This is a genomic window from Roseicyclus sediminis (assembly GCF_025515305.1).
Classification (GTDB): Bacteria; Pseudomonadota; Alphaproteobacteria; order Rhodobacterales; family Rhodobacteraceae; genus Roseibacterium; species Roseibacterium sediminis.
Genome location: NZ_JAOPHT010000001.1, coordinates 174975 through 192033 on the forward strand (window position 1 = coordinate 174975; position 17059 = coordinate 192033).

Genomic DNA, 17059 nt, shown 5'->3' on the forward strand with positions numbered 1-17059 from the left:
ATACTCTGCGGCTTTTCTTCCCGCATCGGGCAAACAGTGTACGGGGCGCGTATCGGCATGGGTATGTTCAGGGCCGTCGGTTCGGTCTACGCCAACATGTTCAACTTCTCCGGCCGGGCACGGCGGGCGGAGTACTGGTGGTATGCGCTCTTCATCTTTCTCGCATCGCTCGTTTTCCAGGGGGTAGCGGCCTACTGGCTGTTCATGCAGCCCGAATTCGGGGCGGCGATGGGCAACCCGGCTGCGATGGAAACGCTCATCAAGCAGTACGAGGACCAGGTCTGGCGCTGGTCGGCCTATTTCTTCGCCGGCTATCTGTTCCTTTACATGATCCCGCAGCTTGCCGTGACGGTCCGGCGCCTGCACGACACCGGTCGCAGCGGCTGGTGGATGTTCAAGCCGATCCTGCTCGCCCTCGTCGCCGGGATCGGACTTGGCTTTCTCGCGGTCTTCGCGGGCGGCGGCGCACCCTCTCCCGCAATACTTCTGATGGTGTCGACGCTGCCAATGCTCGCGTCCATCTGGTTCCTTATCGTCCTTTGCCTGCCCGGAACCTACGGCAACAACCGTTTCGGGCCAGACCCGATCCCGAACAGGAAGCGGCCCGAGACGACCCACCCGGCGCTGGTGAAGGAAATGGACGAAGAACTGGGACGCCAGGTTGCCGATCGGCGCAAGGCCGAGTTCCAGGATTACTACCGCGCGCGCGTCTTGCCCGCGATCGAACGCAACAAGGCGCGCCGCGTCTGAGTTTTCGTCAGTAGCTGTATTCCGCGTAGATCCGGCTCAGATCGCCCGCCCAGTCGGTCCTGTAGTGCTCGAGCAGTTCGTCGGCCGGAACCTTTCCGGTCTCGACGCTGTCCTTCAGCGCCGCGAGGAAATGCGTCTCGTCAGGAATGAGCCCACCGGCACCGGGGCGGGCGCGGGCCTTCAGACCCTCTTCGGCGATGGCCAGCACGTCACGGGCCAGCGCATGCATGTCGATCCGCCCGACCCGCGCATCGAGCGCATGGACCGAGGCCGCGACGCGCAGCTCTTCGCGGGTCTCGGCGTCCCATCCCTTCACGAGATCCCACGCGGCATCGAGTGCGCCCTGGTCATAGGTCAGGCCGACCCAGAATGCCGGCAGCGCGCAGAGCCGCCGCCACGGCCCGCCATCGGCGCCGCGCATCTCGATGAACTTCTTGATCCGTGCCTCGGGGAAGATCGTGGTGAGGTGATCGGCCCAGTCGCTGAGGGTCGGCACCTCGCCCGGCAGCGCCGGCAACCGGCCCTTCAGGAAATCCCGGAACGACTGGCCGAGCGCGTCGATGTACCGGCCGTCGCGATAGACGAAATACATCGGCACATCGAGCGCGTAGTCGACGTAGCGCTGGAACCCCATCCCCTCCTCGAAGACGAAGGGCAACATGCCCGTCCGCGAAGCATCGAGGTCGCGCCAGACGCGGCTGCGCCAGGACTTGTGACCGTTCGGCGCACCGTCGATGAAGGGCGAATTGGCGAAGAGCGCGGTCGCCACAGGCTGCAGCGCGAGCGCCACGCGCAGCTTCTTGACCATGTCCGCCTCGGACGAGAAGTCCAGGTTCACCTGCACGGTGCAGGTCCGGTACATCATCGTCTTCCCGAGCGTGCCGACCCTGTCCATGTAATCCGTCATCAGCCGGTAGCGCCCCTTGGGCATTACCGGCATGTCCTCGTGATGCCAGATCGGAGCGGCGCCAAGACCGATGAAGCCGACACCGATGCGGTCTGCGACCTCGCGCACCTCGCGCAGGTGCTCGTTCACCTCGTCGCAGGTCTGGTGGATCGTCTCCAGGGGCGCGCCAGACAGCTCCAGCTGTCCGCCGGGCTCGAGACTGACGTTCGCACCGTCCTTCTGAAGGCCGATGATGTTGTCGCCCTCGAAGATCGGGTCCCAGCCGAAGCGCTGCTGCAGGCCCTCCAGAACCGCCCGGATCGAGCGTGGGCCGTCATAGGGCAGCGGCCGCAGCGTATCGCGGCAATAGCCGAACTTCTCGTGCTCGGTGCCGATGCGCCAATCCTCGGGCGGCTTGCACCCGTCCGCGAGGTATTCCGCAAGCTGTTCGGGCCGCTCGATCGGGCCGCCGCCGGACTGGGGTATGGACATGCCGCGCTCCGGCCTTTCTGGGTGTTCGGGGCGCAGAGGTGGCCCGCTGGCCCTACCGTGTCAAGTGTCCGATCCGCGCCCTGTCCTGTGCGCGGGTCCACAGACGGGTCGTGCCGGCCTGCGGCATGTCGCGTGCCGCCAGGATCGCCTGCGCCGAAAGACCGGGCAGCGCGGTGAACGCATCGAACAGCGCCTCGGCCCCGCGCGCCTCGACCGGGATCATGAGAAGTGCGCCGCTCTCGGCGAGAATCCAGGCGGCGCGCCCGTCCTCCAGCCGGCGGAGCGACAGGTGCTCCAGCTCGTCCAGCGCGATGGCACCGCCATGGGTCGGACCCATGTAGACGATACGGCGTTCGTCCACCTGCACGACGCCGGGTGCCTCCCCCGAAGCGGCGAAGCGGGCGCGCCGGATCGCTGGGATCAGCGCCATGGCACCCAGGCCCGCGAGCACCCAGCCGAAACCCTGCACGATCGGACCCGGCCGCGCCGCGATCCAGAGGCCCGCCGCGATCACGACGAGCGCGACCAGGGGTTCGCGCCAACGGCGAAGCATCGCCGCGACTTCGGGGCGCAGGAACTCAGCCACGCGCGCCCTCCGCGCGAGGGAAGGGCACCAGCGCCGAGGTCCCCGTCCGAGCCAGGCCGGGCACCTCGCAGACACGGACCCCGGCGGGGTGAAGGGCGACCGCGCGGCGGGCGGCCCCCCGGTTGCACCCGTCCGTATGCGTGAAGACCGCACTGGCCGGAACGATGTCGGAACGCCATGCCGTGAAGCCTGTCATGTCCAGCGGGGTCGCGCCATCGACGAGGGCAAGGGGGGTGTCATGGGCAAGGTCGAGCGCGATCGCCTGCCGGTCGCCGGCACCGACGCGTCTCACCGCCAGTCTCCCCGCTCCGCCTGCCACAGCGCCAGCGCCGCGACCGCCGCCGTGTCGGCGCGCAGGATGCGGGGGCCGAGCGAGATCGGCGTGACGAAGGGCAGGCTCAGAAGCCGTGTCCGCTCGGCCTCGGAAAAGCCGCCCTCGGGCCCGGTCAGGATCGCCCATTTCGTCGCCTGGGGCGCCTCGGCGAGCGCCCGTTTCGCACCGACGAGCGCCTCGTCGGCGAAGACGAGCCTTCGATCCTCGGGCCAATTGTCCAGAACGTCCGACAGGCGGTGAAGCTCCTCCACGCCGGGCACGAAGGTGCCGCCGCATTGCTCGGCGGCCTCGATGGCATGGGCCTGCAGACGGTCGCGCCGGATGCGCTCGGCGTTGGTGTGCTCGGTCTGCACCGGAATGATCCGCGCAGCCCCGAGTTCAGCCGCCTTCTCGACGATGAAATCGGTCCGGGTCTTCTTGATCGGTGCGAACAGCAGCCAGAGGTCGGGCGGATCCTGCTGCGGTGCGGTCTGCTCGGCGATCTCGAGCGTTCCGCCGCGTCGCCCGCATTCCGTCACCACGGCGCGCCACTCGCCGTCATGCCCGTTGAACAACGCGACCTCGTCGCCCTCTCCCAGCCGCATGACGGCAAAGAGGTAGTTCGCCTGTTCCCGCGACAGGTCGACGGTTTGCCCCTGGGACAGGGGATGCTCTACATGGAGCCGTATCTTGGGACGTGACATGAGGCGAAATCTATGAGCGACACGGGCGGAAGGCCAGAGGGGCAGGTGGCGGACGCCGTGTCGGGCAATTGGGTCGACACGCTCGCCCCGCCCTTCGCGCGCCCCTACCTCAGGCTCAGCCGGGCGGACCGTCCGATCGGGACATGGCTGCTGCTGCTGCCGTGCTGGTGGGGCGTGATGCTGGCGGCGGCGGCGGACCCGCAGGGCCCGGGCCTGCTCGATCTGTGGATCGTCGTCGGATGCGGCATCGGCGCCTTCCTGATGCGGGGCGCTGGCTGCACCTGGAACGACATCACCGACCGGGACTTCGACGCCGCCGTGGCGCGTACCAAGTCACGGCCGATTCCCTCCGGCCAGGTCTCGACGAAACAGGCCCTGGCCTGGCTCGTGATCCAGTCGCTGATCGCCTTCTGCATCCTCATCACGTTCAACGGCGCGGCCATCGCGCTGGGGATCATCTCGCTCCTGCCCGTCGCGATCTATCCGTTCGCGAAACGCTTCACGTGGTGGCCGCAGGTCTTCCTGGGCATCGCCTTCAACTGGGGCGCTCTGCTGGCCTGGACGGCGCATACCGGGTCGCTCGGCTGGCCCGCGGTGCTTCTCTATCTGGGCGGCATATCCTGGACGCTCTTCTACGACACGATCTACGCGCACCAGGACAAGGAGGACGACGCGCTGATCGGCATCCGTTCAACGGCGCGTCTCTTCGGCGAGAACACGGGCGCCTGGCTGCGGCGGTTTCTCGTGGCGACCGTGACGCTGATCTCGCTCGGCGTGCTCGCCGCGCTGGTTCCGGGGGGCAACGTGCTGGCCCTCGCGGTGGCGCTGGCCGGTGTCTGGGCGATGGGTTGGCACATGGCGTGGCAACTCGGGCGCCTCGACATAGATGACGCGGACACCTGCCTGCGGCTCTTTCGCGCGAACCGGGATACCGGCCTTCTGCCTGCGCTGTTTTTCGCCGCCGCCGCGATTCTGTGAGGTCCCGTGCAATTGAACACCGGCCCACAACGCGTTAACCCCGCGCCAGCCCCCTCCGGGCCCGGACCGAAGTCTGCCGCATGATCCGCACACCCTTCTTCGTCGCCATCCTTTCCTTCGCCCTCGCCGGCGCGCTCGCCCTCGCGGTTGCCGTGGCGGCCGCGATCACGATCGAGCGCCGCTCGACCGAGGCGGTCCGAGAGGTCCTGGCGGAGGAGGGCTTTGACTGGGCCGAAGTCGAGGCCGACGGCCTGCAGGTCTTTCTTCGCGGCACCGCGCCCGACGAGGCCAGCCGTTTCATGGCCGAATCCCGTGCGGGCTCGGTCGTTGACGCCGACCGGGTCGTGAACGAGGTCGACATCCAGGTCACCGACGCCGCACCAGCGCCGCGTTTCTCGCTCGACATGCTGAGGAACGGCGACGGCATCCAGATCATCGGCCTCGTCCCGGGCGTGAACGGGGGCGAGGAAGTGGCGGCCGCGATCGAGGGGATCGCGGATGGCGCCGAAGTGACGGACATGGTCGAGACGGCCGACTACCCCGCGCCCGATACGTGGATCTCGGCGCTCGGCTTCGGTTTCCGCGCGCTCGAGCGGCTGCCCCGGTCCAAGGTCACGGTTTACGCCGACCGGGTGGAGGTGCAGGCCATCAGCGACAGTCCCGAGCAGCAGGCCGCCCTGATCGCGGAGCTGGAAGGCGCAAGGCCCGCCGGCGTCGAGGTCGTCCTCGATATCTCGGCGCCGCGCCCCGTGATCTCCCCGTTCCAGGTGCGCGCCGTTCTCGACGCCACCGGGCTGCGCTTCGAGACCTGCTCGGCCGACACGCAGCGCGCGCAGGAACGGATCGTCGCCGCCGCGCGGCGGGCCGGCGCCACGAACGGCGTGGAGTGTCACATCGGCCTTGGCGTTCCCAGCCCCAGCTGGGCGCAGGCGGTCGAAACCGGTCTCGTGGCGCTGACCGAACTCGGCGGTGGCACGCTGGACATCAGCGATGCGGACGTCACGCTGATCGCGTCCGAAGGCACCGGCCAGGACGAGTTCGACCGGGTCATCGGCGAGCTCGACGCGGCGCTGCCCGAGGTGTTCACCCTGCAGGGTGTCATTCCCGAGACGACCCGGAACGAGGCCGGCCCTGCCCGATTCTTCGCGACGCTCGACGCCGAAGACGGCGTGCGGCTGCGCGGCCGGCTGCCCCAGGGCGCGGTCGGCCAGTCGGTGGAGGCCTTCGCGATCTCGCTGTTCGGGCGCGAGCGCACCGACCTTGCCGCCCGCTCGGTGACGGACCTGCCGCAGGGCTGGGGCGTCCGTGCGATGGCGGGCTTGCGCGCCCTGTCGCGCCTGCACGAGGGCCAGCTGACGCTGGAGCCTGAAACCCTCCGCCTCACGGGGCGCACGGGCGACCAGGGACTCCGCTCGGAACTGACGCGCGAGCTCTCGGACGAGCTGGGCGCAGGCGCCGATTTCCAGATCGACATCACCTACGACGAGGAACTCGACCCGGTCGCGTCCATGCCTACCCCCGAGGAATGCGTCGCCGCGATCGAAGCGGTCCAGGCGGACGCGAAGATCGTGTTCGACCCCGGTTCCGTGGAAATCAGCGACGAGGCGGGCGAGATCCTCGACCGGATCGCGGCGATCCTGCCCGACTGCATGCACGTCCCCATGGAGATCGGCGGCCATACCGACAGCCAGGGCCGCGAGGAGATGAACCTCGGTCTCAGCCAGAGTCGCGCCGACGCGGTTCTGAACGGCCTTCTGGCCCGTGGTGTCCTGATCTCCAACCTGACGGCGCGCGGCTACGGCGAAACCCGGCCGATCGCCGACAACGACACCGAGGAAGGACGCGAGCTTAACCGGCGGATCGAGTTCCGCCTTCAGGAAGAGGTCGACGCGCAGACCGTGGTGGAAGCCCAGGCGGAGGCCGCCGAGGCCCGTGCCGAGGCTTTCCGCCTGCGCCCGCAGCCCAGGCCCGACAGTATCGCCGAAGCCGCCACGGCGGCCGGCCCGGAAGAGGAATAGGCGGACATGGATCGGCTGCAGTTCATCATCGCCATCGCGATCATCCTGTTCGTCGCCTTCGGCCTCGGCTGGCTCGCGCACTGGCTCGTCGCTCGGTTCAGCCGCGTGTCCAGCGCCGATCTCGGGGAGATGGAGGCGCTCGCGCGCGCGCTGCACGACGCCGAGGAAACCCGCGACCAGGCCATCGCCTACCTGCAGAGCCGCGAGACGGAACTCACCAGTCAGCTGAGCCAGACCGAGGCCGAACTGCGCGCGGCGATGGAAGGTCTGCGTGAGGCCCGCGCCGAGACCGAGGAACTGCGCAGCTACATCGACCAGATGAGCCAGGGACAGGCCTGAGGGCGGCGCGCGGGCAACCCTACCAGCGCGAAAGCGCGTCCTCGTCCTCGTCCCGCGCCGCGACCCATTCGGCACCGCTACGCGTGACTTCCTTCTTCCAGAAGGGCGCGCGGGACTTGAGATAATCCATCAGGAACTCCGCCCCGGCGAAGGCATCCGCGCGGTGCCGGGAGGCGGTCGCGACCATCATGATGGGATCGCCAGGTGCAAGACGCCCGTAGCGGTGCAGGATCATCGCGTCCGTCAGCCCGAAGCGCGCCATCGCCTCGGCGCGAATCCGCTCCAACGCCTTTTCGGTCATGCCGGCATAGTGCTCGATCTCCATGGCCTGGAGATCGCCACTGGCCACGTCGCGCGTGATGCCGGAGAAACTCACGACCGCGCCCGCCCCGCCGACGGTCGTGGCGAACGCATTGAGCTCGGCCCCCATGTCGAAGGGCGCTTCCTGCACCCGGACGGGATCCACGGCGCTCAGCCTCCGGTCATCGGCGGGAAAAAGGCCACTTCTCGCGCCCGCGAGATGTCGGCATCGAACTCCACCAGGTCCTCGTCGACGGCGGCCCGGATGGCGCCGGTATCGGAAAAGGCATGGGCATAACCCTCGTCGCGGCCGCGCAGCTCCTCGATCAGTTCGGCGACGGTGCCCGCGTCGGTCTCGACCGTCTCGTGACCGGTGCCCAGCCGTTCGCGCAGCCATGCGAAATAGCGGATGTCGAGTTTCATGGGCTCTCCCTCAGATAAGGCATCGCCTTCCGAAAATAGTCCCAACCCGTCACCAATGTCAGCCCCGCCGCGATCCAGAGCAGGACCAGCCCGCCATAGGATACCGCGATCAGGCCGTAGTATTTCCAGATCAGACCGACGTCGTCGGCGATCTCGCCCGTCAGGATCCCGGTCACGATCTCGGGCGACATGCCGAAAGTCTGCATGATGAAATAGTGGTCGAAGAGGCCCCAGCCGAACAGGAGCGCGATGGCCACCATCTGCACGGTCGTCTTCCACTTTGCGAGCTTCGTGACCTTCAGCAGCCCCGCGGTCTCGCCGAGGAACTCGCGCAGGCCCGAAACGAAGACCTCGCGGAACAGGATCGCCGACACCGGGATCAGCGTCCAGTCCGAGATGCCGTGCAACCCCAGGAGCACGGCGAGCGCGATCACCACCATCGCCTTGTCCGCGATCGGGTCCAGCATGGCGCCGAAACGGCTGATCTGTCCCCACTTCCGCGCGAGCCAGCCGTCCAGGTAATCGGTCAGCGAGGCGAAGAGGAACAGCAGAAGCGCTGCCCAGTCCGCCGCCGGTCGCGGCAGGAGCAGGAAGACAAGACCGACAAGCGGCGCCGCGATCAGGCGCACGACGGTCAGGATGTTGGGCACGGTCCAGCGCATGAGGCGGGTGTATCCCGCCCGAGGGCCTGATGGAATGCCTGTATTGCGAAACCTCGGCATCTGGCCCCGGCACGAACCGGCGCAGGGCCCCGCGGACGGAATGCGCCAGCCGTGCCCCTTCATCCTGGCAAAAAACTCCCGCCGGAGGCGCCAGCCTTGGCCAGGGGCATCATGCCCCAGGCCAAGGCTTCTTCCTTCGTGCCGACGCCGGGTGCGGCGATCCTACCCGCGCTCGTGGAAGTAGTCGTAGATCTTCTGCGCCAGCCCCTCGCTGACCCCCTCCACCGCCTTGAGGTCGGCGAGGTCGGCGCGGCTCACCGCCTTGGCCGAGCCGAAATGCGCGAGAAGCGCGCGTTTGCGCGTGGCGCCGACGCCGGGGATGTCGTCGAGCGGCGTGGCCGAGACCGCCTTCGCCCGCTTCTGCCGATGCGCACCGATGGCGAAGCGGTGCGCCTCGTCCCGCAGCCTTTGCACGAAGTAGAGCACCGGATCGTTTCGGTTCAGGGCGAATGGCCGCTGTCCCGGGCGGTGGAACTCTTCCTTGCCCTGGTCGCGGTCGATCCCCTTGGCCACGCCGATGAAGGGCACGTCCTCGATACCGAGGTCGTCGAGGATCTCCTTCACCGCCGAGACCTGCCCCGCCCCGCCATCGATCAGCAGGAGGTCGGGCCAGGCTTCGCCTTCGCGGTCCGGGTCCTCCTTCAGGAGACGCTGGAAACGGCGGGTCAGGACCTCCTTCATCATCCCGAAATCGTCGCCCGGCGTCAGGTCCTCGCCCCGGATGTTGAACTTCCTGTACTGGGATTTCACGAAGCCTTCGGGCCCCGCCACGATCATCGCGCCGACGGCGTTGGTCCCCATGATGTGGGAGTTATCGTAGACCTCTATGCGGGCCGGAGGCGCATCGAGGTCGAAGGCCTCGGCGAGGCCGTCGAGAAGCTTCGCCTGCGCCTGCCCTTCCGCCATGCGCCGGGCGAGGCTTTCGCGTGCGTTCCTCATTGCGCTGTCGACAAGCTCCGCCTTCTCGCCCCGCTGCGGCACGACGAGTTCGACCTTGCGCCCGAGTTTCTGGGCCAGCGCATCGGACATCAGGTCGGCGTTTTCCACCGGATGCGACAGGAGGATCTGCCGTGGCGGATCATTCTGGTCATAGAACTGGCCGAGAAAGGCCTCCAGCACTTCGGGCTCGTCGATGTCGGGACCGACTCGCGGGTAGTAGTCCCGGTTCCCCCAGTTCTGGTTGGCGCGGATGAAGAAGACCTGCACGCAGGCCTGTCCCCCCTCCATGTGCAGCGCGATGACGTCCGCCTCGGTCACGCCCCGCGGGTTCACGCCCTGCGACGACTGGACCGAGGTCAGCGCGCGGATACGGTCGCGGAGCGCTGCGGCGCGCTCGAACTCCATGGCCTGCGAGGCCTCGGTCATCTGGGCGGCAAGCTGCGCCTGCAGGTCGGTCGTGTCGCCCTTCAGGAACCGCACCGCGTCGGCGACGGAGGCGGCGTAGTCGGCCTCCGAGATATAGCCGACGCAGGGGCCGCTGCAGCGCTTGATCTGGTAGAGAAGGCAGGGCCGCGTGCGGCTCTCGAAGGTCGCGTCCGAGCAGTTGCGCAGCAGGAAGACCTTCTGAAGCTGGTTCAATGTCCGGTTCACGGCGCCCGCGCTTGCGAAGGGTCCGAAATACGCGCCCTTCTCGGTCTTGGCGCCGCGGTGCTTCTTGATCTGAGGGAAGGCGTGTTCCCGGCTGACGAGGATGTTCGGAAAGCTTTTGTCGTCGCGCAGGAGCACGTTGTAGCGCGGCTTCAGCTGCTTGATGAGGTTCTGCTCGAGCAGGAGCGCCTCGGTCTCGGTCCGCGTCGTGAGGAACATCATCGACGCGGTCTCGCGGATCATGCGGGCGATGCGCGGGCTGTGACCGGCGGGCTTGGCGTAGTTCGAAACCCGCTTCTTCAGGGCCCGCGCCTTGCCGACGTAGAGAACCCGGCTCTGCGCATCGAGCATGCGATAGACGCCCGGCGAATTGTCGAGCGTCCTGAGGTATCCCTGGATCACCTCGTGGCCGGTTGCGGCAGTCTTTTCGGTCCCGTCGGGCATGTTCAGCGGTTCAAGTCGATTCTCTTGGCGGCTGCAATGTAACTTGGGCGACTTCAAGGCATCAGAAATCCCCCAAACATGTGGATAACCTTGCGGAGAAATGCTGGGGCGACGGAATTTTCCTTTGTTTTCGGCCCAGTTCTGAGAATTGCCCAATTTTTAGGCCAACAATTAAACCATTGTTTTCATTGTGATTTTTATTGCGATGTTGACACCTTTTGCGTTGGTGTAACGGAACGTTAACACGTTTGTTACCTGAGACGTCGCGGTGGAGAAGTGGACCGCGCGTCAGGCGGCGCCCTATTCCACGCCCAGCACGTCCGGCGTCTGCCAGGCGAGGTGCTGACCGCCGTCGACGCAGATCAGCTGGCCCGTGACGGCACGGGCCTTGAGCAGGTAGTCGAGCGCGTCGCAGATGCCGTCGGCGTCCGCCCCGCGCCGGAGCACCGTCGCCGCCCTCTGGCGCGCGAAATGGTCGGCCGATTGCCGCGCGCCCTGCAGGGTCGGACCCGGACCGATCGCGTTTACCCTTACATCAGGCGCGAGCGCCTGCGCCGCGGTGCGCGTGAAGGCCCAAAGGCCCATCTTGGCGATCGTGTAGCTCATGAACTCGGGCGTCAGCTTGTGCACGCGCTGGTCGATCATGTTGACGACGAGGCCCTGGGCCTGCGGCTCCCCGTTCTCGTCGGGCGCCGCCCGGGGCACCTGGGCGGCCAGCGCCTGGGTGAGGACGAAGGGCGCACGAAGGTTGGATTCGAGGTGCCTGTCCCAACTCGCGCGGGTCGCGGTCTCGATGTTGTCGTACTCGAAGATCGAGGCGTTGTTCACCAGCACGGAGATCGGCGCGCCCAGCGCCTCGGCGGCCTGCGGCAGAAGGCGCTGCATCTCATCCTCGACCGTCAGGTCGGCGCGGAGCGTCACGGCGCGGCGCCCCATCGCACGGATCGCGCGGGCGGTTTCTGCGGCCTCTTCGGCGCTCCCCGAATAATGCACGGCGACGTCATGCCCCCGCTCGGCCAGCCTCAGCGCCATTGCGCGGCCCAGGCGCCTGGCCGCCCCAGTTACCAAAGCCGTCATGACAACCCCCGATCAGTGAAGGAGTAGCGTGATATAGCCCGCGTAGAGCGCGGTAAAGAGCAGGCCAACACCCCGCCCCATGGACCAGCGCCAGAAGACGAACGGCGCAATGACGGCCGACGCGGCCAGCATCACCCAGATGTCGAAGGACAGGATGCCCGGATCCACCGGGATCGGCCCCACCAGCGACGAAACACCGATGATCGCGAGCAGGTTGAACATGTTCGACCCGATGACGTTGCCGAGCGCCACGTCCGCGTGGTTGCGGATGGCGGCCATGACCGTTGTGGCCAGTTCCGGCAGCGAGGTGCCGACGGCCACGAGAGTCAGGCCGATCACCGTCTCGCTGACCCCGTATGCGGATGCGATGGCGATCGAGCTGTCCACCAGGAGATCGGCACCGAGCGGAAGGCCCACGAGCCCGAGCGCGAGATAGAGGCCGATCTTCCACCAGGGCATGTCGGGGTCGGCCTCCTCCAACGCTTCCTCCGCGACGGGGGGCGGAGCTGCGCCGTTGGCCCCGGCCCGGTGGGCGTTCGCGGCCCGCGCGGCGTCGAAGAGCACATAGGCAAGAAGCGACAGGAGGATGAGGCCGTGCCAAAGGGTGAAGGGCCCGGCGAAGGCCAGCGCGATGAAGAGGAGCGTCCCGATCATCATGATGACATAGCTTCGGCGCGTGTCGCTCGCCGCGTGGAGGCCCGAGATGATCGCCGGAATCCCGAGGACAAGAAGAACGTTCGCGGTGTTCGAGCCCACCACGTTGCCAAGCGCGAGGCCCGGCACGCCGTCGAGGATCGACTTGATGGAGATCAGAAGTTCGGGGGCGGACGTGCCGAAGGCGACGATGGTCAGCGAGACGATCAGCGCGGGAATGCCGAGGCGAAGGCTGAGGTTGACCGCTCCCTTCACGAGCACATCGCCGGCCAGAAGGAGGATGACGAGGCCAAGCCCCGCCAGCGCGAATTCCAGTCCCATGCCTCAGCCTTGTCCTTCGGTGCAATGCGGACAGGGCCCGCCACGGAGGTTGTAGCGCCCGCAAGTCTTGCACAACCGAGGCTTGGGGAGGTCTTTTCCGCGTTTCGTCCCGGGCAGCCGCAGGCGTCCGAACATGGCCAGGACCGCCATGAAGGCCAGGAACAGCGTGACGATCTTGAGCATCACGAGAGGCCGAACCGCGCGTAGGCCGCGCGCTCCTCGATGCCGTCCGCCAGACTGTTGGTCACCGCGATGCCGAAGCGGCCGAAAAGGCTCCGGCGCGGGCCGTAGACGGCGAACCGGGTCTTGGCGCCGTACAGGTCCTTCATCTTGGGCACGAGGTGGGCGATCCCGTCGGCGAGGCCCAGTTCGACCGACTTCGTCCCGGTCCAGAAGGCCCCGGTGAACATCTCCGGGTCATCGGTCAGCCTGTCGCCGCGGCGGGTCTTCACATGGTCGATGAAGGCCGCGTGGATGTCGGACTGAAGCGCCTTCAGGCGGGCCACGTCCTCCTCCTTTTCGGGGCGGAACGGGTCGAGGATGGATTTGGAGGCGCCCGCGGTATGCACACGGCGCTCGACCCCGATCTTCGAAATGGCCTCGTGAAAGCCGAAGCTCGCGGAGATGACGCCGATGGAGCCCAGGATCGAGGACGTGTCCGCCCAGATCTGATCCGCCGCACAAGCCAGCCAGTATCCCCCCGAGGCGGCGACATCCTCGACGAAGGCATGGACCGGGACGTCCTTCTCCTCGGCCAGCCTGCGGATGCGTGCCGCGATGAGCGAGGATTGCACAGGGCTGCCGCCGGGGGAGTTGATCGCCAGCGCGACGGCGGCGGGCTTGCCCTTGCGGAACGCGCGTTCGATGGCGGGTGCCATGGCCTGATCGCTCAGCCCGGCGCCTCGCGGATTGGCCATTATCGCGCCCTGAAGGCGCACGACAGCCACGAACGGGTCGGACTTCACGAAGGGAATGAAGCGCTTCATGTGGCGCGATGTAGAGTTGGGGCCACGGCGCAACAAGACGCGGCACGCGGAATTGCCGGAAAGTGTGGCGGCGACGCGCGATCCGGCGCGGGTCCGGCACCTATTGCGCGGTCCAGCCCCCGTCGATCGGGATCGCCGTGCCGGTGACGTTGTGGGCCACCGGCGCGCAGAGCCACAGCGCGAGCGCGCCGATCTCGGCGGGATCGGAGGTGCGCAGCGATGGCTGCTTCTCCGCCAGAAGTTCCGCGACACCGAGATCGCGGTCACCGCCATGCAGCCTGGCGCGCGCCTCGATCTGGGGCTCGATGATGGCGGTCTCGGTCCAGCCCGGACAGATGCAGTTGACGGTCACACCGCCCTTCGCCTTGTCGCCGGCCGCCGCGTATTCAAGAGCCGCGACCCGGCTGAGGCCCACCAGCCCGAACTTCGCGGCGACGTATGGCGCCTTGTCCTTCGAGGCGACGAGGCCGTGCACGGAGGCTATGTTGATGACCCGCCCGTAGCCGCGCTCGGCCATGCCGGGCAAGGCGGCCTGCATCGTGTGGAAGGCCGCCGACAGGTTGACGGCGAGGATCGCGTCCCACTTAGCACGCGGCATCTCGGCCAGCGGCGCGGTGTACTGAATGCCGGCGTTGTTCACGAGAATGTCGGCCCCGCCCCACGCGGCAACGGCCTTCATCAGCCCCTCGATCCGGTCGGCATCGCGCAAATCGCCATCGAAGAACTCGGCCTGCGGCGCACCCTTGTCGCGCAGATGGTGGCAGACCTCCTCGATCTGCGCGTCGCCGGCAAGGCCGTGGACGGCGATCCGCGCGCCCGCACCGGCCAGCGCCTCGGCGATGGCAAGGCCGATCCCCTGCACCGAACCCGTTACGAGTGCGGTCTTTCCCGAAAGATCCGTCATGTCTCCTCTCCCTTCAGCCTCTCGCGCAGCGCGGTCTTGAGGACCTTGCCGTAATTGTTCCTGGGCAGATCGGGCACCGCGAAATACGCCTTGGGTCGCTTGAACCGGGCCATGCTCCCCAGGCAATGCGCATCGAGCGCGGCCGCATCCACCTCGGCGCCCGGCGCGGCGACGACGAAGGCCACCACGTCCTCGCCCCACTCGGCCGAGGGCCGGCCGACGACCGAGACCTCGTGCACCGAGGCGTGGGTCAGCAACACCTCCTCCACCTCGCGCGGATAGATGTTGGTGCCGCCCGAGATGATCACGTCCTTGGAGCGATCGGCGAGCGTGAGGTATCCGTCCTCGTCGAGCCGCCCAACGTCGCCCGTCATCAGCCAGCCGCCGACCAGCGTCTTCGCCGTCGCCTCGGGGTTCTTCCAGTACCCCGGCATCACCGGCGCGCCGCGCACCATGATCTCCCCGGTCTCGCCGGGCGGAAGCGGTTGCCCTTCCGCGTCGCCGATGGCGACTTCCACGAGGCTCTGCGCGCGGCCGACCGAGGCGACGCGTTCGCGCCAGCGGGGATGACTTCGGTCCGCGACCTCGGCACGGGTGAGCGACGTGATCGCCATGGGGCACTCGCCCTGCCCGTAGATCTGCACGAATTTCGGACCGAACCAGTCGACGGCTTCCTCGATGTCGGCCGAGTACATCGGGCCGCCACCATAGACGATGGTGCGGATGCCCTCGCCCCTCCGCCCGGACGCCTTGGCCGCATCGGTCAGCCGCCGGACCATGGTCGGCGCCATGAACATCGAGGTCGAGCCGTGGGAGGCCGAGAGGTCCATGACTTCACCGGTATCGAAACCGCCCGAGGCCGGAACGATATGCCCGGCCCCCATCCGGACGTGGATCAGCGCGTAGAGGCCGGCGCCATGGCTCATCGGTGCGGCATAGAGCGCGGCGTCCTGTGCCGTCACCGGGTCGACATCGATCGGGTAGCAGAGGGACATCGCGGCCAGCATGGCATGGGTGATCTCCACGCCCTTGGGCTTGCCGGTGGTGCCGGAGGTGTAGAAGAGCCAGGCGAGGTCCGCCTCGCTGCGCGGGACGAGCGGGGCGGGGGCCGACTCGCAGAGCCGTTCGAAGGCGGCGCTCTGGAGCGGCACAAGGGGCAGCGCGCTTTCTTCTTCCAGCCCGGCGGCCAGATCGTCCGTCACGAAGCACAGACGCGCGGAGGCGTTGGAGAGAATCCACGCCGCTTCCTTGGGATGAAGCTTGGCATTCACCGGGACCGCGACCGCCCCCGCACGCCATATGCCGAACAGGCAGGCGAGGTAGTCCGGGACATTCCATGCGAAGATCCCCACCTTGTCGCCCGGTGTCACGCTCAGGTCCGCGAGCGCGGCGGCAAGACCGGCGGCTCTGCGGGCGAACGCGGCGTAGTCTGCCACCACCTCCGGTCCGAGGTAGAGCGCGGGCCGGTCGCCCATCGCCTGCGCCGTGCGGTCCAGCCAGATCGCCATGTTCATGCCGCGACCCTCCCGCGATCAGATCACCACGCGAGGCCCGTTGCGGCAAGGGGCGAGGTCAGATGTCGGTGACGAAGCGATAGCCTTCGCTCGCCGCCTCGACGCGACCGATGCCGCCGCCGGACATGTGGAAGCCGACCGCCGCGATCCCTTCGGCGGCCAGCCGCTCCAGCAGCCGGACACGCGTGGCGACGCCCGTCTCCGTGTCCTGGTCGGCGCCCGTAGGCCACGCGGGCCGCGCCATGGCGACGTGATCGTTGCCGACGGCATCGCCGATCACCATGGCCGAGGTTCCCCCCGACGCGATCTCGAACGCCATGTGCCCCGGCGTGTGTCCCGGCGTGAGGACGGCGGCGACGCCCGGAAGGACCTCGTCTCCGTCCTCGAAGGTCTCGAGGATGTCCTCGATCACCGCAAGCCGGCGGATCGCCCCCGCGGCGAAACTGGCCCGCGCCTCGCCGATCGTGTTCACGGTCTCGGGGGCCATCCAGTAGTCGCGCTCGATCCGGCCGATCCGGTGGGCCGCGTTCAGGAACAGGGGCTCGTCGAAGTCGTCGAGCACGCCCCAGAGGTGATCGGGATGCGCGTGGGTGAAGACGATGTCGGTGATGTCCTCGGGACCGAGCCCCTCGGATCCGAGCGCGTCGAGAAGCCGCCCGGCGCTGTCCTGGAAGGCGGGCCCGGCGCCGCAATCGAACAGGATCGTCCGGTCACCGGTCCGGAGCAGCGTGACGTTGCAGGGCGGCGTCAATGGCTGCGAAAGGTCGATCCCGAACTCGGGGACGAGACGGGCCAGGTCCTCCTGCGGGGCCGGACCGAAGATGAAATCGGACGGCAGCACGAGGTTGCCGTCGCTGAGCGTGACAAGCTCGGCGTCTCCCAGGCTCAGCCGCTCGGCGGTGAAACCTGCGCGCGGCATCAGTGCGGCGGCGGCGCCGATGGCAAGACAGGCGCGGCGTGTGAAATTCGGCATGGTCGATCCTCCCATCGCCCGACGCTGCGGGCGCTCACATTCAGATATCATGATATGACGGCAAGGAGGCAAAGGAAACCTCCCCGCG

At 67.8% G+C, this 17059-nt stretch carries 18 protein-coding genes; 4 read left to right on the forward strand and 14 right to left on the reverse strand.

Annotation, left to right across the window (positions count from 1 at the left end):
- Positions 1–57 precede the first annotated feature (57 nt).
- The gene (locus N8I71_RS00840) at positions 58–750 is read left to right on the forward strand and encodes a DUF805 domain-containing protein (protein WP_262876026.1); all 693 of its coding nucleotides are present in this window, start codon (positions 58–60) and stop codon (positions 748–750) included.
- A 7-nt stretch (positions 751–757) separates the two neighbouring features.
- Here the strand turns inward: N8I71_RS00840 and N8I71_RS00845 are convergent, their stop codons facing one another.
- Genes N8I71_RS00845 through N8I71_RS00860 form a run of 4 tightly spaced genes read right to left on the reverse strand, consistent with a single transcriptional unit; the run spans position 758 to position 3731 of the window.
- Positions 758–2128, reverse strand: coding sequence for a glutamate--cysteine ligase (locus tag N8I71_RS00845; protein WP_262876027.1), 1371 nt, complete (start codon positions 2126–2128; stop codon positions 758–760).
- 52 nt (positions 2129–2180) lie between these two features.
- A complete protein-coding gene (locus N8I71_RS00850) occupies positions 2181–2714 on the reverse strand; it encodes a hypothetical protein (protein WP_262876028.1) in 534 nt (177 codons plus the stop codon).
- Positions 2707–3006 (reverse strand): hypothetical protein, encoded by a 300-nt coding sequence (locus N8I71_RS00855; protein ID WP_262876029.1) that lies wholly within the window; start codon positions 3004–3006, stop codon positions 2707–2709. The genes N8I71_RS00850 and N8I71_RS00855 overlap by 8 nt, the downstream gene beginning before the upstream one ends.
- A complete protein-coding gene (locus tag N8I71_RS00860; protein WP_262876030.1) occupies positions 3003–3731 on the reverse strand; it encodes a 16S rRNA (uracil(1498)-N(3))-methyltransferase in 729 nt (242 codons plus the stop codon). The genes N8I71_RS00855 and N8I71_RS00860 overlap by 4 nt, the downstream gene beginning before the upstream one ends.
- Before the next feature lie 12 nt (positions 3732–3743).
- Here N8I71_RS00860 and ubiA point away from each other — a divergent pair, with 12 nt between their 5' ends.
- From ubiA to N8I71_RS00875, 3 genes are all read left to right on the forward strand, one after another.
- The gene (gene ubiA / locus N8I71_RS00865; RefSeq protein WP_262876031.1) at positions 3744–4709 is read left to right on the forward strand and encodes a 4-hydroxybenzoate octaprenyltransferase; all 966 of its coding nucleotides are present in this window, start codon (positions 3744–3746) and stop codon (positions 4707–4709) included.
- Between the two features lie 80 nt (positions 4710–4789).
- Positions 4790–6727: an OmpA family protein gene (locus N8I71_RS00870; RefSeq protein ID WP_262876032.1), complete on the forward strand. Its 1938-nt coding sequence runs from the start codon at positions 4790–4792 to the stop codon at positions 6725–6727.
- A gap of 6 nt (positions 6728–6733) precedes the next feature.
- On the forward strand, positions 6734–7066 hold the full coding sequence (locus N8I71_RS00875) for a hypothetical protein (protein WP_262876033.1): 333 nt from the start codon (positions 6734–6736) through the stop codon (positions 7064–7066).
- Between the two features lie 19 nt (positions 7067–7085).
- On the opposite strand, the gene N8I71_RS00880 is transcribed toward N8I71_RS00875, so the two are convergent.
- The 10 genes from N8I71_RS00880 to N8I71_RS00930 all read right to left on the reverse strand — a co-directional run bounded on the left by N8I71_RS00880 (position 7086) and on the right by N8I71_RS00930 (position 16971).
- Entirely contained in the window at positions 7086–7532 is a 447-nt protein-coding gene (locus tag N8I71_RS00880) for a molybdenum cofactor biosynthesis protein MoaE (protein ID WP_262876034.1), read from the reverse strand.
- Between the two features lie 5 nt (positions 7533–7537).
- Positions 7538–7789: a molybdopterin converting factor subunit 1 gene (gene moaD, locus N8I71_RS00885; protein ID WP_262876035.1), complete on the reverse strand. Its 252-nt coding sequence runs from the start codon at positions 7787–7789 to the stop codon at positions 7538–7540.
- Positions 7786–8451: a CDP-diacylglycerol--glycerol-3-phosphate 3-phosphatidyltransferase gene (gene pgsA / locus N8I71_RS00890; RefSeq protein ID WP_262876036.1), complete on the reverse strand. Its 666-nt coding sequence runs from the start codon at positions 8449–8451 to the stop codon at positions 7786–7788. The genes moaD and pgsA overlap by 4 nt, the downstream gene beginning before the upstream one ends.
- Positions 8452–8673: 222 nt before the next feature.
- Positions 8674–10542: an excinuclease ABC subunit UvrC gene (gene uvrC / locus N8I71_RS00895; RefSeq protein WP_262876037.1), complete on the reverse strand. Its 1869-nt coding sequence runs from the start codon at positions 10540–10542 to the stop codon at positions 8674–8676.
- Between the two features lie 300 nt (positions 10543–10842).
- Positions 10843–11619 (reverse strand): SDR family oxidoreductase, encoded by a 777-nt coding sequence (locus N8I71_RS00900; protein ID WP_262876038.1) that lies wholly within the window; start codon positions 11617–11619, stop codon positions 10843–10845.
- Positions 11620–11631: 12 nt separating this feature from the next.
- On the reverse strand, positions 11632–12594 hold the full coding sequence (locus N8I71_RS00905) for a calcium/sodium antiporter (RefSeq protein WP_262876039.1): 963 nt from the start codon (positions 12592–12594) through the stop codon (positions 11632–11634).
- Between the two features lie 182 nt (positions 12595–12776).
- Positions 12777–13580, reverse strand: coding sequence for a S49 family peptidase (locus N8I71_RS00915; RefSeq protein ID WP_262876041.1), 804 nt, complete (start codon positions 13578–13580; stop codon positions 12777–12779).
- 100 nt (positions 13581–13680) lie between these two features.
- On the reverse strand, positions 13681–14484 hold the full coding sequence (locus tag N8I71_RS00920; RefSeq protein WP_262876042.1) for a 3-hydroxybutyrate dehydrogenase: 804 nt from the start codon (positions 14482–14484) through the stop codon (positions 13681–13683).
- Positions 14481–15998: a class I adenylate-forming enzyme family protein gene (locus tag N8I71_RS00925; protein ID WP_262876043.1), complete on the reverse strand. Its 1518-nt coding sequence runs from the start codon at positions 15996–15998 to the stop codon at positions 14481–14483. The genes N8I71_RS00920 and N8I71_RS00925 overlap by 4 nt, the downstream gene beginning before the upstream one ends.
- A 58-nt stretch (positions 15999–16056) precedes the next feature.
- Complete coding sequence (locus N8I71_RS00930) at positions 16057–16971, reverse strand: MBL fold metallo-hydrolase (protein ID WP_262876044.1); 915 nt, start codon at positions 16969–16971, stop codon at positions 16057–16059.
- Positions 16972–17059: the final 88 nt, after the last annotated feature.